Consider the following 20,261-nt stretch of genomic DNA (forward strand, 5'->3'; position numbering starts at 1 on the left):
TACCTTTTCGTAAGGGGATCAGCGATGGCGAAGGCGCCGAGAAACGGGCCCTACATCTGTGGCATCGACGCCGCGCTCGACGTGGTCAGCGGCAAGTGGAAAGGGCTGATCCTGTGGGAACTCGACACCCATCGCGTACGCCGCTTCGCCGAACTGCGCCGCGGTCTGCCGGGGGTGAGCGAGAAGATGCTGACACAGCATCTGCGCGAGATGGAGGCGGACGGTCTCGTGCACCGGAAGGTGTACGCCGAGGTACCGCCGCGGGTGGAGTACTCCCTGACCGAGCACGGGCACACCCTCAACCAGGCGCTCGCGCCGCTCGGCGTCTGGGGGACCGAGCGGATACGCCGTGAGGGCTGCGAAGAGGTCGACGTGGCCGAGGCCGCACACGGCCAGGACCTGTCCGCGGGGCCGGTGACCGAGGCTTCCGTGTCCCCCCGCGCCGTCAGCCCGGCGTGAAGCGCACCGGTGTCCCGACCGCGGCCTGGGCCGCCGCGGCGAGGGCGGATTCGGCGACGACCGCGATCACCGGGTAGCCGCCGGTCGTCGGATGGTCGTGCAGGAACACCACGGGCCGTCCGTCCGGCGGGACCTGGACGGCGCCCAGGACCATGCCCTCGCTGGGCAGTTCGCCCGTCGAGGCCCGTTGCAGCGGCGGCCCCTCGGTGCGCAGGCCGATCCGGTTGCTGTGCGGCGAGACACGGTACGTCGCCGAGGTGAACGTGCGCAGCGCGGCCGGGGTGAACCAGTCGGCGCGGGGGCCGGGACGCACCGGGAGGATCAGTTCGGCGGGCGGGCCCGGCCAGGGGGCGGCGACCGACGGTGCCGGCCGTGCGGGCACGCCCACCGGGAGGACGTCCCCGTCGCGCAGGGGAGCGGGGCCGAGCCCGGAGAGCAGGTCCGTGGACCGGCTGCCGAGGACCGGTTCGACCGCGATGCCGCCGGCGACCGCCACGTACGACCGCACGCCCGCGGCCACCGCCCCCACGTCCAGGACACCGCCCGCCGGCACCCGCACCGGCGCGCCCCAGGCCACGGGTCGCCCGTCCACCGTCACCGGGCAGGGCGCGCCGCCGACCACGACGGTGACGGCACGGTCCGACCGCAGGGCGCAGCCGGTCAGGGTGGTCTCCAGGACGGCGGCGTCGGTGTCGTTGCCGGCCAGCCGGTTGGCGAGCCGCAGCGCGTACGCGTCCAGGGCGCCGGAGCGGGGGACCCCCAGGTGGGCGTGGCCGCGTCGGCCGGCGTCCTGCACCGTGGTCAGCGCGCCGGCGCGTACGGTCGTGAGCTTGGCGTTCACGCGGCATCACCCGCCTCGACGAAACGCACCCGGGTGCCCGGTGTGAGGAGCGCCGCCTGCTCCCTGTCGGGGTCCCACAGGCGGCTCGGGTCCGGCATGGTGCCGATCAGCTGCCAGCCGCCGGGGGTGGAGCGGGGGTAGACCGCGCTGTAGGGGCCGGCGAGCGCGACCGCACCGGCCGGGACCCGGGTCCGCGGTGTGGCGCGGCGGGGCACCTGCAGCTCCGGCGGCAGCCCGGTGAGGTAGCCGAAGCCCGGTGCGAAGCCGCAGAACGCGACACGGTACGTACGGCGGGAGTGGAGGGCCGCCACCTCGTGCGGGGCGACTCCCCACAGGGCCGCCACGTCGGGCAGGTCGGGTCCGTCGTAGCGCACGGCGATGTCCACCACGGCCCCGTCGTCCGCGGCGCCCGCCGGTATCTCCCAGCCGGCGAGCCCGCGGGCCAGCGCCTCGGGGTCCCGCACTCCGTCCAGGAGGACGGTCCGCGCTCCCGGCACGATCTCCTCCACCGGCGGCAGGGTGCCCGCCTCGCGCCGTCGCAGCAGTTCGGCGTGGAAGGCGGCGGTGCGCTCGGCGTCGGGCAGTTCCACGAGGAGTGCGTGCCGCCCGGCGGGGCGGGCCGTGAGCGGCGGGTTCCCGGTCATGCGAAGGCCCCCACCCCGACCCCGGCCGCCTCCAGCGCCTCACGCACCCGCGCCGCGATCCTGGCCGCGCCCGGGGTGTCGCCGTGCACGCACAGGGAGCGGGCGGCGACCGCGACGCTCGTACCGTCCACCGCCTCGACCGCGCCGTCCACCGCGAACGCCAGCGCCCGCCGTACCACCGCGTCCCCGTCCGTCACCACGGAGTTCGCCTCGCGGCGCGGGACGAGGGTGCCCTCGGAGGTGTAGGCGCGGTCCGCGAAGGCCTCCGGCACGCCGGTGAGGCCGGCGCCCTCGGCGGCGGCGAGCAGGCGGGAGCCCGGCAGGCCGAGGACGGGCAGGTCCCCGCCCGCCAGCCGCACGCCCGCCACCACGGCACCGGCCTGCTCCGCATCGTGGACGGTGCGGTTGTAGAGCGCGCCGTGCGGCTTCACATAGGCCACCTCCGCCCCGGCGGCCTCGGCGAAGACTCTCAGGGCGCCGATCTGGTAGGCGACCTCGGCCGCGAGTTCACCGGCGGGCACGTCCATGGAGCGCCGCCCGAAGCCGGCCAGGTCGCGGTAGGACACCTGGGCCCCGATGCGCACCCCGCGCTCGGCGGCGAGGTCGCAGACGCGCCGCATCACCGAGGGGTCGCCCGCGTGGAAACCGCAGGCGACGTTGGCGCTGGTGACGACGGAGAGCAGGGCGTCGTCGTCGGTGAGGGTCCAGCGGCCGAAGCCTTCACCGAGGTCTGCGTTGAGGTCGATCACAGTGCGAACGTAATGGATTGTTGAACGATTCGACAAGGGGTGCGTGGCGTCCGCGTCGGCTGTCCGGGGGTGAAAGTCACCTCTTGTTAGATCGTTGAACGATCGTCTAGGGTCCGTGCATCTGCCACGTACCCGGAGTTATGGTCCGAGGACCGCCGAAGCGCCGACTCCGAGACTCCCGGGTCCGTGCCCTGCCCCCAACGCCTGAAGAAGGCCACCGAATGATCGTTCTTCTCGGTGTGGTCGTGGTGATCCTCGGATTCGTCACGCGCCGCAATCCCGTCCTCGTGGTGGGCGTCGCCGGTATCGTCACCGGACTGCTCGGCAAGATGGACCCGCTCGAGGTCCTCGCGGCCTTCGGCCGGTCCTTCGCCGACAGCCGCTCGGTCACCGTCTACGCCATCGTGCTCCCCGTGATCGGGCTGCTCGAGCGCTACGGCCTGCGCGAGCAGGCCCGCCATCTCATCGGCCGCCTGGGCAGGCTCAGCGCCGGCCGGTTCCTCACCGTCTACCTGCTGGTCCGGCAGGTCACCGCGGCCTTCGGCCTGAACAGCATCGGCGGCCCGGCACAGACCGTGCGGCCGCTCGTGGCACCCATGGCCGAGGCCGCCGCCGAGCGCACGACGGGAGCCAAGCTGCCCGACCGCCTGCGGGAGAAGGTGCGCTCCTACTCCGCGTCGGCCGACACCGTGGGCGTCTTCTTCGGCGAGGACTGCTTCATCGCGATCGGCTCCATCCTGCTGATCACCGGCTTCGTGAACTCCACCTACCACCAGGACATCGAACCGACCCAGCTGGCCCTGTGGGCGATCCCGCTAGCCGTCTGCGCCTTCCTCATCCACGGTGCTCGCCTGCTGCTCATGGACAGGCAGCTGGAGCGCGAGATGGCGCTCGCCGCCGCCGAGCACGACCTGCCGCTGCCCGAGGGGGCCGAGAAGTGATCAAGGTCGAATGGCTGTACTGGCTGATAGGCCTCGTCTTCGTCGTCATGGCCGTGCAGATGGCCACCGACCGCAGCAACCCCAAGCGGTGGACGTCCGCCGCCTTCTGGGGCCTGCTCGGACTCACCTTCCCCTACGGCACCGGCGTCGCCAACGCCACCGCGGACAACGGCGGCTGGACCCTGCCCGCCGAACCGCTCGGCGTCGCGGTCCTCACCCTGATCGTGCTCGCCGGGTTCAACTTCCTCGGCAAGGGCGTCCCGGTGACCACCACCGGCGAACAGCGTGAGGCCTCCGCGGCCCGGCTCGGCAGCAAGATCTTCATCCCCGCCCTGACGATCCCGCTCGTGGCCATCGTCTGCGCCTCTGTGCTGGACGAGTCCGGCCTGTTCGAGACGGGCAAGGCCACGCTCCTCGGCCTCGGCCTCGGCTGCATCGCCGCGCTGGTCGTCGGCATGATCGTCACCGGCGAGAAGAAGGTCTCGGTCCCGGTCCACTCCGGCCGCTCCATGCTGGAGGCCATGGGCTCCGCCCTGCTGCTGCCCCAGTTGCTGGCCGTGCTCGGTTCGATCTTCGCCGCGGCGGGAGTCGGCGACCAGGTCGGCGACCTCGTGAACAAGGTCCTGCCCGACGACTCCAAGTACCTCGCCGTGATCGCGTACTGCGTCGGCATGTTCCTGTTCACCGTCATCATGGGCAACGCCTTCGCCGCCTTCCCGGTGATGACCGCGGCGATCGGCTGGCCGGTGCTCATCCAGCAGATGCACGGCAACGAACCCGCGGTCCTCGCGATCGGCATGCTGGCCGGCTTCGCCGGCACGCTCTGCACGCCGATGGCCGCCAACTTCAACATCGTCCCGGCCACCCTGCTCGAACTGAAGGACCAGTACGGACCGATCAAGGCCCAGCTGCCCACGGGGCTCGCGCTCCTCGTCTGCTGCACCGTGATCATGGCGGTCTTCGCCTTCTGAACCGCCCGCCCGTCACCGTGCCGCCCGCCCCGTCACCGTAAGGAAGTGCCTTGACCCGCGTCCTCATCACCGGCTTCGCCCCCTTCGGCGGCGAGCGCGTGAACCCGTCCTGGCAGGCGGCGTCCCTGGTGGCCGCCGAACCGCCCGCCGGGCTCTCGGTCACCGCCGCCGAACTGCCCTGCGTGTTCGACGACTCCCTCGACGCCCTGCGTGACGCCGTCCGCGCGACCGCCCCCGACCTGGTGCTCTGCCTGGGGCAGGCGGGCGGGCGCCCCGGCGTGACCGTCGAGCGCGTCGGCATCAACGTCGACGACGCGCGCATCCCCGACAACGCGGGCCGGCAGCCCATCGACGAACCGGTGGTCCCGGGCGGCCCCGCCGCCTACTTCTCCACCCTCCCCGTCAAGGCCTGCGTCGCCGCGATGCGCGAGGCCGGAGTCCCCGCCGCCGTCTCCAACACCGCCGGAACCTTCGTGTGCAACCACGTCGCCTACGGCCTCGGTCACCTCATCGCCACGCAGTTCCCGCACGTCCGGGGCGGCTTCGCCCACGTTCCCTGGGCGCCGGAGCAGGTCCCCGACGGCCAGGCGCCGTCCCTGCCGCCCGCCACCGTCGCCCACGGCCTGCGCGCCCTGCTGGCCACCGCCGCCCGCACGCCGGCCGAACACGACCTGAAAGTCACCGAGGGAGCCACCCACTGATGCCGCTCAGCACCCACGCCGCCCCCTTCGCGCGGCTCGCCCTCACCAACATCACCCGGGAGTACCCCAACTTCCCGGCCCACCTGACCCTCTCCGCCGACGAACGCGTCGAGCCCCGGTCCCTGCATCCGGCCTTCTACGGCGCCTACGACTGGCACTCCTCGGTGCACATGCACTGGCTGCTCGTCCGCCTGCTGCGCCGCCACGGCGGCACGCCCGCCCTGCCGGACACCGGGACGGCCGTCGAGGTACTCGACCGGCACCTGACCGCCGACAACCTCGCCGTCGAGGCCGCCTACCTCCGCGACCACCCCTCCTTCGAGCGGCCCTACGGCTGGGCCTGGCTGCTCGCGCTCGCCGCCGAGTGCCGCGCCTACCAGGGCCCGGAGGGCGCCGGCTGGACCCGGGCCCTGGCACCGGCCGTCGCCGTCGTCGACCGGTTGATGGCCGACTGGCTGCCGAAGGCCACGTACCCCGTACGCCACGGCAACCACCCCAACAGCGCCTTCGCGCTGGGCCTCGCACTCGACTCGGGAGAGCTGTCGGCCACGACCGACCGGGCCGTACGGGAACGTCTGCTGTCCTGGTTCGCCGACGACCACGACGCGCCCGCGCACTGGGAACCCTCGGGACAGGACTTCCTGTCCCCGGCCCTGAGCGAGGCGGACGCGGTGCGCCGGGTGCTCCCGGAGGACGAGTTCGCACCGTGGCTCGACCGCTTCCTGCCCGCGCTCGGCTCCGGTGCCCCCTGTCCGCCGCTGGACGTCCCGGTCGTCTCCGACCACGCCGACCCGCAGATCGGCCACCTGCTCGGCCTGACCCTCAGCAGGGCGGCCGCGCTGCGCTCCCTCGCGCAGGCCCTGCCCGACGGACCGGTCCGCGGTCGCCTGGGCGCGGCGGCCGAGGAACACCTCGCGGCGGGCCTGCCGGCCGTGGAGCGCGGCGACTTCACCACCGACCACTGGCTGGCGACCTTCGCGACGCTGGCCCTGGACCCCGTCACCCGCCGCTGACCTCCGCCCCGCCCCGGGCGGCCGGCGACGATGCGCGAATCCAGCGGATTCACGCGATGTGCTCGACCCGTTCCGGTCGGCACGGTGTGCACCAGACACACTGACCGAAAAGGGCGGAGAACATGCTGCCGGATTCACCCCCACCGGAACCGCTCGGGCGGCCGTCGGGCACCGTTCGCACCACGGCCCGGCTGGGCCGTCTGAGGGTCGTCACGGCGGACGGCGCCCCCTCGCCGGAGCCGTGGACCGCACGGCTGATCGCCCCGGGGGACGACGAGTACCTGGTCGTCATGCTCCTGGACGGCGGTGCCGCTGACGTCGAGCAGGACGGCCGTGAGATCCAGCTGCGACCGGGCGAGATCGTCTTCTGCGACTCCGCGCGCCCGAGCCGGATCATGTTCCACCAGCCGTTCCGGTCGACGTCCCTCGTCCTGCCACGCCGGCTCGTGGGCCTGCGGGAGGCCGACCTGCGAGGGCTCACGGCGACCGCCATCGGCCCGGACACCCTGCTCGGTTCGCTGCTGCCGGCCCTGCTCGGCCGGCTCGCGGACACGGCCGCGGTCTGCCCGCCGGGCACGGGCGAGGCGTTGGCACGCAGCATCGTCGACCTGCTGGCGGTGCTGGTCGAGGAGCGACGGGCGGGGGAGGCGGCCGACGCCCCGACAGCGGCCCAGGTGTGGCTGACGCGCATCCGGGACCACATCGACCGGCACCTCGCCGACCCCACTCTGTCACCGGAGGCCGTCGCCGCCGCTCACCACATCTCCGTGCGCTACCTGCACCGGCTCTTCCAGGCCGAGGACACCACCGTCGGTCGGTGGATCCAGCGGCGCCGGCTGGAGGAGTGCCGGCGCGAGCTGGCCCGCCGGGACGCGGCGGACCGGACCGTCGCCGCGGTGGCCCGCCGGTGGGGGTTCACCAACGCCACCCACTTCAGCCGGGTCTTCCGGGCCGCCTACGGGATGTCCCCCGGCGAGTGGCGCGACTCCGCGCTGCCGAAGCCCCGCACGGTCGCACCGGTACCTGGCGGGCGCGCGGTGCCCCCGGCCGCGGCGGCCTGAGGCGAGCAGGTCCCGGCCGAGCAGGTGCGAGGGGAGGAGGTGCGGGGCGAGAAGGGTGTCCCCAGTGGTGTTCGCCCAGGTCAGTACCATGGTGGATGCCCGGCACGTCGTCCGTACCTGCCGGAACCGCCCTGACACACCGGCGGCCGACGCCGTCGCCCGGTCACCGGCGGGCGGGGAACACAGAGAGGGGCGTGCGTGGCGAGGCCGGGGAGGTCCCTGTCCCGGAGCGGTCTGCGCGGCCGGGAGAAGGAACTGGGCGAGCTGGAGACGGTGATCGCCTCGGTGGCCCGCACCGGCAGCGGCGCGCTCGCCCTGGTCCAGGGAGAACCGGGCATCGGCAAGAGCACACTGCTTGCCGAGGCCGTCGCCCGGAGCAGGACGGCCGGCTTCTGGGTGGGCCTGGGCAAGGCCGACGAACTGCACCACATCGTGCCGCTGTCGTCGCTGGCGTCCTGCGTCCTGCACGGCGATCGGCCGCTGCTGTCCGGCGACGCCCTCACGGATCTCGCCCGCCACCACGACCAGCGGATCTGGCTGCTGCAACGCCTGGCGGAGGCCATCGAGACCGAAGCCGGCCGCGCCCCGGTGCTGATCGCCCTGGACGACGTGCAGTGGGCCGATCCGCTGAGCCGGTTCGCCCTGACCCAGCTTCCGGCACGGCTGCGCACGTCACCGGTGCTCTGGCTGCTGACCGCGCGTCTGGAACCGGCCGGCCCCGCCGAGGAGATCGTCGCGGCCGCCCAAGGAGAACTCCCCACGGTCACGGTGCCGTTGGCGCCCCTGACCGGTGAGGCCATCGGTCAACTGGCCGGCGACACCCTGGGCGCGGCCGTCGACGAGCGGATACGCGGCCTGCTCAACGGAGCCGGTGGCAACCCGTTCCTGGCCGTCGAGATGCTCGCGGGACTGCGGACCGCCGGTGCCGAGGGCGCCCCGGTGCACCCGGGACTCGTCGTGGGCGTGCGCGGCCGGCTCAAGTCCCTGCGCCCCGGCACCCTGCGCTTCCTCCAGATGGGAGCGGTACTGGGACGCGGGTTCGGCTTCACCCAGGCCGCCGCACTGTGCGGCCGGGCGCCCACCGAGCTGATCCCGGCACTCGAAGAGGCGGTGCGCGCCGGACTCCTGGACGACGACGGCGACCAGCTGGTGTTCCGGCACGATCTGCTGCGCCAGGCCGTCTACGTCGACATCCCGCCGTCGGCCCGCAAGGCACTGCACCGCGAGGCCGCCAGGCACCTGGCCGCAGCCGGGCACCAGCCGATCGACACCGTGCCGCACATCCTCAAGGGCGCCCTGCCGGGCGACGAGGAGGCCGTCACGCTGCTGCGGCGGGCCGCCGAGGACGTTCTGCCGGTCACGCCCGGACTCGCCGCCGACCTGATGACGCGGGCCCTCGACCTCGTGCCACCCGGCAGGCCGTCGGGGTTCGCCGTGGGGGAGCGGGCGATCGTCTGCCAGACACGGGCCGGCCGGAACCGGGAGGCCCTGGCCACCGGTGACCGGCTGCTGGCCCTCCGGCCGTCCCCCGAGGTGTTCGGCCGGCTGCAGGCCGCGCTCGGCGCGACCCTGTGGAACATGGACCTCGCCGACGAACTGCGCCGCCGGACGGAAACGGCGCTCGCCGTCACCGGCGCCGTCCCGGAGGTCGGGGCGAGGCTGGCCGCCCTGCGTGCCCTCGCGCTGTCCCGGGGACCCGACCTGGTCGCGGCGCGCGAGGCAGGCGAGGGCGCACTGCGCGACGCCGTCGCGACCGGTGACCGGGAGGCGCACGTCCTGGCCCTGTCCGGGCTCGGCGAGATCGCCCTGAACGCCGGGGAGAACGCCGTGGCGCTGAGGCACTTCACCGCGCTCAGCGCCGTCGACCCCGCTTTCCTGCCCGAGGAGATCGTCGCCCACCAGCACCTGGACGACTTCGCGTCCGGTGAGCGGCTGCTGCTGCGGGCGGCGGACGACGCGGGATCCCCCCGTCAGGCCATGCTGCTGTGGGCGCAGGGACAGCAGCACCTGGCGCTCGGCCGGCTCGACGACGCCGAGGCGGAGCTGGTGACGATGGAACGCCTGGAGGAGGACGTACGCATACCCGTGCAGCAGGTGAACTCGCGGGTGATCCGCTCCCGGATCGCGCTCCTGCGCGGCGACGGTGAGGCGGCGCGGGGACACCTGGCCGCCGCGCGGGAGGGCCTGGCCGTCAAACCGAACCCGGGCAACACGGCCGCGGTGCGGTTCCTGGAAGCGGTCGTGGCCGAGGCCGACGGCGACACCGCACTGGCCGTCGACAGGATCCGGCAGGTGCAGGAGAGCGGCCCCTTCATGCGCTGGCGACTGCTGCGCACCTGGGTGGACGCAGCGGTACGCATCGCCCTGCGCGGCGCGGACCAGGCGCTCGCCGAGGACCTGGCCGCACAGGCCCGCGACCACGCCGCGCGCAACCCGGCCGTGCCCACCGCGACGGGCGTCGCGGCGCAGGTGACCGGGCTCGTGAGGAACGATCCCGCCCTGCTGGAACACTCCGTGGCGCTGCTCGGCGACGGCCCACGCCCCCTGGTCCGGGCCGCGGCCCTCGCCGACCTGGGACGGGCGCTGCGGGCCACGGGCGGGAAAGCGCGGGCCGCCACCGCCCTGGAGGAGGCCCGGGCCCTCTTCGCCGCGTCGGGCGCACACGCGGCGGCGGCACGTGTACTGCGGGACCGGGGCGCCGCGGGCGGCCCCCGGACAGTGATCAGGCAGCGCCCCGTCGAGGGATGGGAGGCGCTCACCGCCTCGGAGAAGAAGGTCGCCCGCCTCATAGCCGAAGGCCACACCAACCGGTCGGCCGCCGACCGGCTCGTCGTCTCCCCGCACACCATCAACACACACCTGACCTCCGCCTTCCGCAAGCTCTCGGTCAACTCCCGGGTCCAACTCACCCACGTCGTCATGGCCTTGCGCGAGGAGTGAGCGGCGGGCCTGGTACGTTCACGCGATGCCCGCCCGCACCGCCCGACGGGAGCGCGCCCGTTGTTCACAGGGCGGTCACACCGGCATCCCTGCCGGCGTCTACGCTGACCGAGCCGTCACGGAGGCCCCGAAACCACTCGTCACCTCCCGGGACCGGCGAACCGGACATGTACGTCACGCGGGAGCAAGCACCATGACCCCACCTGTCGGACCAGCGGCACGGCGGACCGCCGGCCTCTTCGGGACCGTCGCCCTGCTGCTGGCCGCCATCGGGTGCGGCCCCACGCCCGGCACGGCGGCCGCCGGTGGCGAGGTCACCTCCATCACCGCGCTCGACTACTACACCGACGACACCGAACACGCGCAGTGGAGCGGATGGCTCGACGCCTGCGGGAAGGCCGCCGGGGTGAAGGTCGAGCACACGAGCGTTCCCGGGCCGTCGCTCGTCCCGACGGTGCTGCGGCAGGCCTCCGCGCGGACGCTGCCCGACCTGCTGATGCTGGACAACGCCGACCTGCAGCAGGTCGCGGAGACCGGGGTGCTGACGCCGCTGGACCGGTACGGCATCGACTTCGACGGCTTCGGGGAAGCGATCCTCTCGGCGGGCACGTACGACGGGAAGGTGTACGGGCTGGCGCCGACGGTCAGCACGGTCGTCCTCTTCTACGACAAGGACGCCTTGTCCGAGGCCGGCGTGGCCGTGCCCAGGACCTGGGACGAGCTGAAGGCGGCGGCGGCCGAACTGACCCGCCCGGGCCGGTACGGCATGGCGGTCGACGCCGACGCCACCTTCGAGGCCGCCTGGCAGTTCCTGCCCTTCCTGTGGTCCAACGGCGGGGACGAGCGGCGGCTGGACTCCCCGCAGGCCGACCAGGCACTGCGGCTGTGGGCCGACCTGGTCGAGAACGGCTCGATGTCGAAGTCCGTGCTGAACTGGAACCAGGCCGACCTCCACGACCAGTTCGTCGCCGGCCGCACGGCCATGATGATCAACGGGCCCTGGCGGATCCCCGCCATGAACAAGACGGAAGGCCTGAACTGGGGGATGGCGCCGGTCCCCGTCCCGAGGGCGGGCCAGTCTCCCGTCACACCGATCGGCGGTGAGGTGTGGACCGTTCCCGAGAGCGCGTCCACCGCCCGGCAGGAGAAGGCCGCGCAGGTGCTCGCGTGCCTGAACGACTCACGGACCATGCTCGACCAGGCCGAGCAGCGGTACACCGTGCCCTCGCGCCCCGCGGTGGCCGCCCGGTACGCCGGCCGGGTCCCCTCGATGTCGGCCTTCGTCGAGAGCGTCGGGGGAGCCCGCTCCCGAACCAGCCGGCTCGGCGTCGAGTGGCCCCACGCGGCGACCGGGATCTACACGGCGATCCAGTCCGCGCTGACGGGTGAGCAGACTCCGGAGGAGGCGCTGCGTCGGGCGCAGCGGACCGCGACCGGTTCCTGACGCCGGCCCGCCGCGGACGTCAGGCCCGTACGAGGGGCGTGTCGACCAGATGCTCGGCCAGGAACCACGCCTGGAGTTCGCCGGTGCGGATCACCTGCGACACCAGGAGGTCGTTGGTGCCGTCGTCGCCCAGCTCGGCGGCCCGGGCGGCCGCGTCGTGGGCCTGGGTCAGGATGGTCTCGTGGGCCTGGAGCAGGCGGGAGAGCATGGCCGGGACCTCCTCCACACCGTCCGGCGGACGCGGGATCGAGGTGATCTCCGCGACGTGCCGGGGGTCTCCCACCGCGACCCCGCCCAGCGTCTGGACCCGCTCCGCGAGGGTGTCGACGAGTTCCAGCTGCTCCCCGGCGTGCTTGTCGAGGAGGAGATGCAGCTGGTAAAAGGTCGCGCCGCGCAGGAGCCAGTGGTGCTTCTTGTACAGGCCGTAGAGGATCTGGGTGTCGGCCAGGACCTTGTTCAGACGCTGGCAGGAGTACATGCGGGCGTCGTACGACAGCCCGAGGGGGAACTGCTTGACGGTGCCGAACTCCTGGATGACCGCGCCCTTCTGGTGCAGCCGGGGCTGGCTGCTCGGGGGCTTGGTGCTGGTGGTCATGGCCGCCTCCTGTGGTGCTGTGCCGTACGTTCCCGAGGGACGTTAGGCGCGGGAAGCGGGGGACGGTTGTCCGGCAGCGCACACGGCCGTGTGCGTGAGCGCACCGCGTGCCGCCGTGCTCGCCGGCGGTGCGCTCCGGGAACGGCGGCGGTGCGCCGGGAGGCACACGCCCGGTCCTGCCCGGCCGTAGCCTCGCGGTCGGACGTCCGCACCGGTCGGGGCCGGCCGGGGGCCTGTCAGCGTTCCCTTCGCACCGGGTGCCTGCTCATGACGGAGACCCGGTTGAAGGCGTTGATGGTGACCGCCACCCAGATCACCGCCGAGATCTGGTCGTCGGTGAGCACCTCGCGGGCGGCCGCCGTGGCGGCGTCGCGTGCGGCGGTGTCGGCCGGCCGGGTCGTCGCCTCGGCCAGGGCGAGGGCCGCGCGTTCCACGGGGGTGAACAGCTCGGTGTCCCGCCAGGCGGCCAGCACCCCGAGTCGCTGCGTGGTCTCCCCGGCGCGAAGGGCGGCCCGGGTGTGGACGTCCAGGCAGTACGCGCAGCCGTTGATCTGGGAGACGCGCAGGTTGACCAGTTCCACCAGGATCCGGTCGAATCCCGCTCCGGCGGCCGCCGCGCGGACCGCCTCCGACGTGTGCACCAGGGCCTGGTAGGGCTCGGGGCTCTGCTTGTCGATGAAGATCCGTCGGTCCTCGGACATCGGCAGGGGGCTGCTCAACCTGGGGCTCCTTCGGACGCGGCCGGCATGCGGGAATGGGCCACAATGGCGGATAGTTGAATATGAAAATATCATGATGACGGGAGGTGCTTCTCCATGAGCAATGTCGAAACGAGCCCCGAGGAAGTCCGCTGTGGAGCGGTGGACGACGGTGAGGGACCGGACGCGACACGGGTCGAGGTGCTCACGCCGCGCGACGTGCCGCTGGGCGGTCCGCGCGCCATGACGGTCCGGCGCACGCTGCCGCAACGGACCCGGACCCTGATCGGCGCGTGGTGCTTCGTCGACCACTACGGTCCCGACGACGTCGCCCTCACCGGGGGCATGGACGTCGCCCCGCATCCGCACACCGGACTGCAGACGGTGAGCTGGCTGTTCAGCGGCGAGATCGAACACCGGGACAGCCTCGGCAGCCACGCCCTGGTGCGGCCCGGCGAGCTGAACCTCATGACCGGCGGACACGGCATCAGCCACTCGGAGGTCTCCACCCCGAGGACCACGGTCCTGCACGGCGTGCAGCTGTGGGTGGCCCTCCCGGACGAACACCGGCACACCGCACGCGACTTCCGCCACCACGTGCCCGAGCCCGTGCGGACCGACGGCGCCGACGTCAGGGTGTTCCTGGGCCGGCTGGCGGGCGCCGTCTCACCCGTGCCGACCTTCACGCCCCTCCTCGGCGCCGAGATCACCCTCGTGCCGCACGCCTCGCTCACCCTGACCGTGGACCCCCACTTCGAACACGGGCTCCTCGTGGACCGCGGGGACGTCCGGCTGGCCGGCACCCTGCTGCGCCCGGCGGAGCTGGGTTACGTGCGTCCCGGCACCGGCACGCTGACGCTCCGCAACGAGTCCGACGAGCCGGCACGCGCCGTACTGCTCGGCGGGACTCCGTTCGACGAAGAGATCATCATGTGGTGGAACTTCATCGGCCGGTCGCACGACGAGATCCTGCAGGCCCGGGAGGACTGGATGAAGGGGACGACCCGTTTCGGCGAGGTGCACGGATACGAAGGAGCACCGCTGCCGGCGCCAGAGCTGCCGAACGCGCCCCTGAAGCCACGAGGAAGGACACGCTGACCGGCGAGAACACGGACCATGCACCAAGAAGCCGTGATCGCTCGGCCGGTCGGCGGTGCCGGCGCCGGGGCGCGGTGGTGCGTGCGTGCCGCGCCCCGTGCTGGGCCGGGTTCCCCGGTGGGGGTGTTTCAGTGGGTGGCGTGGGCTGGTCGTTCATGATCGCGGCCATGGCTTCGGCCTGGCCTTCGAGCATGTCGGCGACCATCGGGGTCTCGATCACACCGGGGCAGACGGCGTTGATGCGGGTGCTTGGGTGCGTACTCGACCGCGGCACCCCGCGGTCGGCGACCTCATCCTCGCCGTCGAAGCCCTGCCCGTACCGACCGACCCAGGTCTGACCCTCACCGCCATGAGCGCCGAACCCGGCACGGCGTCGGCCGACGGCCTCAAACTGCTCGCCGGCCGGGCCGCCACACTCGACGAGAACCACCGACCGGATGGCGAACCCAGCAACGACCAAGACGCCACACACCGACCCTGAGCATGCGCCCGGCAGCACGTGGAGGTCTCGTCCACCACGCGAGGGTGGCGATGCCGGGTCGATGACCGCGCTCTGCTCGCTGGGCAACGCGGTCCTCGCTCTGCCACTGACCCTGCCGGCGGTGCGCTTCTCGCCCCGCTTCTCCCAGACCGGCTCCCGCGGTCTGCGGCTCTGCGGCGACCAGCGACAGGGCGTCCGGACAGTGCGCCGTCGGAATGATCAAGAGGTGGCTGGGCGCCGCCGGCTCTCACCTGGATCGAGCAGGCGGAACCGGGGATTGGCCCGTAGCGTGAAGGAGAAGCCCTTGGTGCGGAAGGAGTGCCACTGGTGGCAAGGCGGGTTGATCACGCGGCGCTGTTCGCCGCCACGCCGAGCCCCTACCTCGTGCTGGGCCCGGACCTGATGATCGTTGACGTGAACCGAGCCTACCTGAAGGCCACCGGGCGTACTCGGGAAGACTTGCTGGGCGAACACATCTTCACCGCGTTCCCGGACAACCCCGACGACCCGGCAGCCGACGGAGTCCGCAACCTCGGTGCTTCCCTGCGCCGGGTTCTGGTCAGCGGCCAGCCGGAGACGATGGGGCTGCAGAAGTACGACATCCCGGTCATGGGACGGCCGGGGATGTTCGAAGAACGCTGGTGGTCACCGGTCAACACGCCCGTCACCGGCCCGGACGGGCAGGTCGCGTACATCATCCACCGGGTCGAGGACGTCACCGCTTTCGTCAAGGCCCACCAGGACGCCCACCCCGCCGGCGCCCTGGTGGGCGAGCGACTGGACCAGACACAGGCCCTGGAGGCGGAACTGTACGCGCGGGCGCGCGAGCTGCAGCGGCTGAACGAGGAACTGCGCGACGCGCATACCCGCGAGCGTGAGATCGCCATCACCCTGCAGCAGGCGATGCTCGACGTCCCCGACCTGGCCCACCACCGCGAGATCGCGGTGCGCTACCTGCCCGCCGTCGGCTCCCTCAACGTGTGCGGCGACTGGTACGACATCGCCGACATCCCGCCCGACCGGTTCTCCCTCGCAGTCGGCGACGTCATCGGGCACGGCCTCCAGGCCGCGGCCGTCATGGGCATGCTCCGCAGCGCACTCTCCGCCGCCATCCGTGCCCTGGAGCGCCCCGCGCAGGCCCTGGAGGTCCTCGGCCTGTACGCCCGTTCCGTCGACGGCGCGCTGGGGACCACCGCCGTCAAGGTGCTTGTCGACAGCCGCAGCCTGTTGATCACCTACAGCAGCGCCGGTCACCTGCCGCCCGTGCTGCTCCACCCCGACGGCGGCAGCGAACTACTGGATCAGGCCACCGATCCTCCGCTCGGTGCCCGCATCCTGCACGTTCCCCGGCCCCAGGCCAGCCTGTCCTACAAACCCGGGGACACCCTGGTGCTGTACACAGACGGGTTGATCGAGCGCCGGGGCGAGGACATCGACACCGGTCTCGGCCGCCTGACCGACGTGCTCAGCGAGTGCGGCCGGCTCGGCCCTGAGCACCTAGCCGACACTGTCCTTGCACGCCTCGGTGTGTCCAGCGGCGGCCGGGACGACATCGCTGTGATCGTCGTCCGGCTCTGAGGGCGACGTCATGGCAGAAGCTTCTCGGGTCCTTCCCTACCCCGGCGAGTTCGCGTCCGTCATCGTCGGCGAGAGCGTCCCGCACTTCGTCGAGGCTGAGGCCCGGTAACCGACATCTCAGCCGTGAGCAGGCATCACAGGGCAACCCCTAGGGTACGCAGCATGACGCTGCAACTTGTTCAGGTGAACATCAAGGCCCAAGACGACTCGGCGCTCGGCCAGTTCTGGGCGGAGGTGCTCGGCTGGGGTGTTTCCAGTGAAGGTCCTGGAGTCACCAACCTGGAACCCGCGGGCTTCGACTGGCCGGACCCGTCCGCCGTCTGCGTCGATCTCGTCCGCGTCCCGGACGTGGAGACGGTGAAGTGCCGCGTGCACATCGAGCTCGCCACCTCTTCCGAGGCGCACCAGGCGGAGTTGGTCGCACGCCTGACAGACCTCGGGGCGACGCCCGTGGACGTGGGCCAGGGCGACGTACCGTGGACGATGTTGGCCGACCCGGAAGGCAACGTGTTCAGCGTCCTGGAGCCGCGAGAGCTCTACCGGGACACCGGGCCCATGGCCGCCGTGGTCGTCGACTGCGCCGATCCGCGGGCCATGGTCCGGTTCTGGGGCGAGGCGATCGACTGGACCGTCCATGAGCTGACCGATGACCGCGCCCTGCTGCGCTCCGTCAAGGGCGTCGGGCCGTACCTGGAATTCCGCCGTACACCGGACGACAAGGTCGTTCGGAGCCACATCCATCTCGACGTGATGTCCGACCCTGTCGAGGATCAGGCGAGGGAGGCCGCCCGGCTCGAAGGCCTCGGCGCGACACGGGCCGATGTGGGGCAGGGTGACGTCTCCTGGGTCGTCCTGGCCGACCCGGAGGGCAACGAGTTCTGCGTCCTCGGCCGCGGCTGACGCGGAGCTCCGTTCGCTCCCGCTCGGCGGCGCGACAGTGCGCACCGCCGCGCGAAGGGCCGGGCCGAACTCCCGGGCTGCCGCACGAGACCACCCTGAGCGGCGCGACTGCATGTGCAGGGGCTCCTCGAAGGACTTGCGGAACACCGGTCCGGCGAAGGGAATGATCACGTGGCCGTCGTAGTCACCGGCGAACACCGCGGCAGAGGCCACCGGTACGCCCCGCTCAGATCCTTCACCGTGCCGCAGCCAGCCACGCAGCCGGCGTCCTCGGGGCGACCGACCTGAGCCGAAGCCACCGCCGTTCGGGCATCGAGGTCGACTCGACCCCTGCTGCGGTGGCGTCGGGCCCCAGCGCCGGATGCCTGGCGACGGGCGTTTCCCGACCGGTCCGTCAGCTCGCTCGACACCGGGGGTCGTGTCGTTGAGTGAGGCCCCGGCGACAGGTGGTTATCGTCCCTGGGGGTACCGATGGCTCCGGCGAACGGCCGATCCCGCAGGCGCACCCAGACAACGCAGGACCGTGTCCCCATGGGAGTTCCATGACCTCGCCGGGTTCCGGGCAGCAGCAAGGGCTCGCGCGCGCCATTGCTCTGACACGTCATGGAAAGCTCTGGCTGGTGCCGACCGTCCTGTGCGCGCTGGTGGCGCTGCTTCTGACGCTGCTCTACATGGGCGGCATCCTCGACCCGAACGGGAATCTGCGCCGCCTGCCGATCGCCCTGGTCGACGCGGACCAGGGTCCGCCGCTGCCCGGACAGCGACAGACCTTGGGCGCGCAGGTGAGCCGGTCGGTCGTCGCATCGACCCCAGCGGGCACCGTGCAGTGGCGTCGGCTCAGCCAGGCGCAGATGCGGGACCAGCTGGCGTCGGGCAAGGTCTACGGCGCCCTGGTCATCCCCGCCGACTTCTCCACTTCGGTGGCGGCACTGACGACTCCCCGGGCCTCTGCGCGGCCCTCCCTCACGGTCCTGACCAACCCCGGGCTGGGCAGTCTCGGCTCCTCCCTGGCCAGTCAGATCACCCAGCGTGCGGCTCACCAGGCATCCCTGACGATCGGGCGACAGCTCACGACGCAGGCTGCCGGCCAGGGCGCCGACGCCACGACTCGTGCGCTTCTCGGCGACCCGATCGGTGTCACCACCCGGGTGGGCCACCCCATCGGCAGGCACAGCGGCCTCGGCCTGACCGCCTTCTACTTCACCCTGCTCCTGGTGCTCACCGGGTTCGTGGGAGGAAACATCATCAACAGCGGGGTCGACGCCGGCCTGGGTTACACCGACAACGAGATCGGCCCCTGGCACACCCGGCGGCCGACGGTACGGATCAGCCGCACGCAGACGCTGCTGCTGAAGATACTCATCACCGCGGGAATCACCGTGCTGACCACCAGCCTGCTGATGATCGCTGCGATCGCGATTCTGGGCATGGACGCATCGCACCTGCCGCTGCTGTGGATCTTCTCCTACTGCGCGAGCCTGGCCGTGGGCCTCGGAGTGCAGGCCATCAACGCGGCATTCGGCGGGATCGGCCAGGTGGTGTCCATGTTCGTGTTCATCGCCCTGGCCCTGCCGTCGTCGGGCGCGACCATTCCCCTCCACGCCGTTCCGGGCTTCTACCGCTTCCTGGCGCTGTTCGAACCGATGCGGCAACTGAGTGACGGCGTGCGGTCCATCCTCTACTTCGACGCCCGGGCCGACGCCGGCCTGACCCGCGGCTGGTCCATGATCTCCATCGGCGTTGCGCTCGCCCTGCTGTTCGGGTTCGCCATGACCTTCTACTACGACCGCAAAGGGCTGGACCGCCTGACCCCGCGGCCTGCCGCAACGCCCGGTGCGGCACCGTGATCGGCACCAGAACGGCGCACGGACAGCGGCACGCGGCGATGGCACGCCTGTGAGACCCGGCGAGAGGGCTGAGGGCGCCGGGTACCTAGCCCGCGGCCATGTCGCACACCGCCGCTTCCTGCAGCCCTCACTCAACGGAGTCGTCATGACCTTCTCCTCTTCCTCGATCCGGACGCGACTCGAAGACGGCGTTCTGTCCGCCACCCTCGACGCCGGCCCACTCAACCTCCTCGGTGTCGATCTGGTCCGTGACCTGGTCTCCCTCGTCGAGGCGCTGGACAACGACCCCGGCGACGTGCGCGTCGTCATCATCGACAGCGCCTCGCCGGACTACTTCTCAGCGCACGTGGATCTCACCGCGGTCCCGCAGTACACCGCGGAGGCGGCCAAGGCCGGCGGCCCCGGTGACGCCTCACTCGGCATGCTGTTGCACAGGCTGTCGCGCGTTCCCGTGATCACCATCGCCAAGGTGCGCGGCCGTGCCCGCGGCGGCGGCAACGAACTAGCGCTGGCCTGCGACATGATCTTCGCATCGCGTGAGAACGCGATCTTCGGTCAGTTCGAGTGCGGGACCGGCGCCCTGCCCGGCGCGGGCGGCATCCAGCATCTGACCCGGCGACTCGGCCGTACTCGTGCCATCGAAGCCGTGGCCGGAGCGGACGACTTCGCCGCCGACCTCGCCGAACGCTACGGCTGGATCAACCGTGCCCTGCCCGACGCCGAACTGGACGGTTTCGTCGAGCGCCTGGCCAAGCGCATCGCCGGCTTCCCGCCCGAGGGAGTCCAAGCCGCCAAGCGCTTGATCAACGACCTCACGCTGGCGGAGCCCGCGCATATCCGCTCCGACGCCGCCACGTTCCAGGCATTGATCACCCTGCCCGAAACCCGCGAACGCCTGGACCACCTGGCTCACCGAGGTCTCCAGCGTGCGGAGGAGGTCGAACGCGACCTCGGCAAAGCGGTGGGGGAGTTCCGCCGTTGACGAGGCGCGTCCCGCCCGAATGCGACGCCGTCCGACCGTCCCGCGCCAGGGCTCCCGCCCTACGTGGTCGAACCCCGTCTACGGTCACGGCCGCTCCGTCGAGGCCCTCGAAATCCTCGGCCGGCCGGCTCGGCCGCGTGCACGGCACGGCTGCGCGCCCCTGCCTGGCGGGGCGTTCGATGGCGATCATGGCGGCGTCGTCGTCCAGGTGTCCGCCGGCGTGGTGCAGCAGGTCGTTGCGGAGGTGGTCGAGGAAGGTGTCGGGGTCGCTGTCGGTCCAGCCGGTGAGGCGTTCGGCGAGCGGGTAGAAGGTGCCGG

General features: G+C 72.2%; 19 protein-coding genes and 1 pseudogene. 14 read left to right on the top strand and 6 right to left on the bottom strand.

What is annotated here, in order from left to right:
- Window positions 1-24 precede the first annotated feature (24 nt).
- Window positions 25-459 carry a winged helix-turn-helix transcriptional regulator gene (locus tag ACIRG6_RS23500; protein WP_381693730.1) on the top strand — a complete coding sequence of 145 codons (435 nt, stop codon included), beginning with the start codon at window positions 25-27 and terminating at the stop codon, window positions 457-459.
- On the opposite strand, the gene ACIRG6_RS23505 is transcribed toward ACIRG6_RS23500, so the two are convergent.
- The 3 genes from ACIRG6_RS23505 to ACIRG6_RS23515 are packed head-to-tail and all read right to left on the bottom strand — an operon-like array spanning window position 446 to window position 2,693.
- A complete protein-coding gene (locus tag ACIRG6_RS23505; protein WP_403324421.1) occupies window positions 446-1,300 on the bottom strand; it encodes a 5-oxoprolinase subunit C family protein in 855 nt (284 codons plus the stop codon). The genes ACIRG6_RS23500 and ACIRG6_RS23505 overlap by 14 nt on opposite strands.
- On the bottom strand, window positions 1,297-1,944 hold the full coding sequence (locus ACIRG6_RS23510) for a 5-oxoprolinase subunit B family protein (RefSeq protein WP_403324423.1): 648 nt from the start codon (window positions 1,942-1,944) through the stop codon (window positions 1,297-1,299). Before ACIRG6_RS23510 ends, ACIRG6_RS23505 begins: the two co-directional genes overlap by 4 nt.
- Window positions 1,941-2,693 carry a LamB/YcsF family protein gene (locus ACIRG6_RS23515; protein WP_403324425.1) on the bottom strand — a complete coding sequence of 251 codons (753 nt, stop codon included), beginning with the start codon at window positions 2,691-2,693 and terminating at the stop codon, window positions 1,941-1,943. The genes ACIRG6_RS23510 and ACIRG6_RS23515 overlap by 4 nt, the downstream gene beginning before the upstream one ends.
- Window positions 2,694-2,914: 221 nt before the next feature.
- Between ACIRG6_RS23515 and ACIRG6_RS23520 the strand changes: the two genes are divergently transcribed.
- The 7 genes from ACIRG6_RS23520 (at window position 2,915) to ACIRG6_RS23550 (ending at window position 11,764) form a co-directional block, all read left to right on the top strand.
- Window positions 2,915-3,634 (top strand): DUF969 domain-containing protein, encoded by a 720-nt coding sequence (locus tag ACIRG6_RS23520; RefSeq protein WP_364685142.1) that lies wholly within the window; start codon window positions 2,915-2,917, stop codon window positions 3,632-3,634.
- The gene (locus ACIRG6_RS23525) at window positions 3,631-4,605 is read left to right on the top strand and encodes a DUF979 domain-containing protein (protein ID WP_350724835.1); all 975 of its coding nucleotides are present in this window, start codon (window positions 3,631-3,633) and stop codon (window positions 4,603-4,605) included. Before ACIRG6_RS23520 ends, ACIRG6_RS23525 begins: the two co-directional genes overlap by 4 nt.
- Before the next feature lie 50 nt (window positions 4,606-4,655).
- Window positions 4,656-5,306 (top strand): pyroglutamyl-peptidase I, encoded by a 651-nt coding sequence (gene pcp / locus ACIRG6_RS23530; protein WP_403324428.1) that lies wholly within the window; start codon window positions 4,656-4,658, stop codon window positions 5,304-5,306.
- The gene (locus tag ACIRG6_RS23535; protein WP_364685136.1) at window positions 5,306-6,319 is read left to right on the top strand and encodes a DUF2891 domain-containing protein; all 1,014 of its coding nucleotides are present in this window, start codon (window positions 5,306-5,308) and stop codon (window positions 6,317-6,319) included. Before pcp ends, ACIRG6_RS23535 begins: the two co-directional genes overlap by 1 nt.
- A gap of 122 nt (window positions 6,320-6,441) precedes the next feature.
- Window positions 6,442-7,380, top strand: coding sequence for a helix-turn-helix domain-containing protein (locus tag ACIRG6_RS23540; RefSeq protein WP_403324430.1), 939 nt, complete (start codon window positions 6,442-6,444; stop codon window positions 7,378-7,380).
- A gap of 198 nt (window positions 7,381-7,578) precedes the next feature.
- A complete protein-coding gene (locus ACIRG6_RS23545) occupies window positions 7,579-10,320 on the top strand; it encodes a helix-turn-helix transcriptional regulator (RefSeq protein ID WP_364685132.1) in 2,742 nt (913 codons plus the stop codon).
- A gap of 193 nt (window positions 10,321-10,513) precedes the next feature.
- Window positions 10,514-11,764, top strand: a complete 1,251-nt coding sequence (locus tag ACIRG6_RS23550) for an ABC transporter substrate-binding protein (protein ID WP_403324432.1) — start codon at window positions 10,514-10,516, stop codon at window positions 11,762-11,764.
- A 19-nt stretch (window positions 11,765-11,783) separates the two neighbouring features.
- On the opposite strand, the gene ACIRG6_RS23555 is transcribed toward ACIRG6_RS23550, so the two are convergent.
- A complete protein-coding gene (locus ACIRG6_RS23555; RefSeq protein ID WP_318217378.1) occupies window positions 11,784-12,359 on the bottom strand; it encodes a Dps family protein in 576 nt (191 codons plus the stop codon).
- A gap of 236 nt (window positions 12,360-12,595) precedes the next feature.
- A complete protein-coding gene (locus ACIRG6_RS23560; protein WP_318218658.1) occupies window positions 12,596-13,060 on the bottom strand; it encodes a carboxymuconolactone decarboxylase family protein in 465 nt (154 codons plus the stop codon).
- A 114-nt stretch (window positions 13,061-13,174) separates the two neighbouring features.
- Between ACIRG6_RS23560 and ACIRG6_RS23565 the strand changes: the two genes are divergently transcribed.
- The 6 genes from ACIRG6_RS23565 to ACIRG6_RS23590 all read left to right on the top strand — a co-directional run bounded on the left by ACIRG6_RS23565 (window position 13,175) and on the right by ACIRG6_RS23590 (window position 19,943).
- Window positions 13,175-14,155, top strand: a complete 981-nt coding sequence (locus ACIRG6_RS23565; protein WP_403324433.1) for a pirin family protein — start codon at window positions 13,175-13,177, stop codon at window positions 14,153-14,155.
- 253 nt (window positions 14,156-14,408) lie between these two features.
- Window positions 14,409-14,636, top strand: coding sequence for an MmyB family transcriptional regulator (locus ACIRG6_RS23570; protein ID WP_365024152.1), 228 nt, complete (start codon window positions 14,409-14,411; stop codon window positions 14,634-14,636).
- A gap of 327 nt (window positions 14,637-14,963) precedes the next feature.
- Window positions 14,964-16,214, top strand: coding sequence for a PP2C family protein-serine/threonine phosphatase (locus ACIRG6_RS23575; protein WP_403324434.1), 1,251 nt, complete (start codon window positions 14,964-14,966; stop codon window positions 16,212-16,214).
- 162 nt (window positions 16,215-16,376) lie between these two features.
- Complete coding sequence (locus ACIRG6_RS23580) at window positions 16,377-17,114, top strand: VOC family protein (RefSeq protein WP_403324435.1); 738 nt, start codon at window positions 16,377-16,379, stop codon at window positions 17,112-17,114.
- Window positions 17,115-17,656: 542 nt separating this feature from the next.
- A complete protein-coding gene (locus ACIRG6_RS23585; RefSeq protein WP_403324436.1) occupies window positions 17,657-18,961 on the top strand; it encodes a YhgE/Pip domain-containing protein in 1,305 nt (434 codons plus the stop codon).
- 145 nt (window positions 18,962-19,106) lie between these two features.
- Window positions 19,107-19,943, top strand: a complete 837-nt coding sequence (locus ACIRG6_RS23590) for an enoyl-CoA hydratase/isomerase family protein (protein WP_364685112.1) — start codon at window positions 19,107-19,109, stop codon at window positions 19,941-19,943.
- Window positions 19,944-20,109: 166 nt separating this feature from the next.
- On the opposite strand, the pseudogene ACIRG6_RS23595 reads toward ACIRG6_RS23590, so the two are convergent.
- Window positions 20,110-20,261 (bottom strand): annotated as a pseudogene (locus tag ACIRG6_RS23595) (serine/threonine-protein phosphatase); the annotation flags it as partial.

The organism is Streptomyces flaveolus (assembly GCF_044765825.1).
In the GTDB taxonomy this organism is placed as follows: Bacteria; Actinomycetota; Actinomycetes; order Streptomycetales; family Streptomycetaceae; genus Streptomyces; species Streptomyces flaveolus.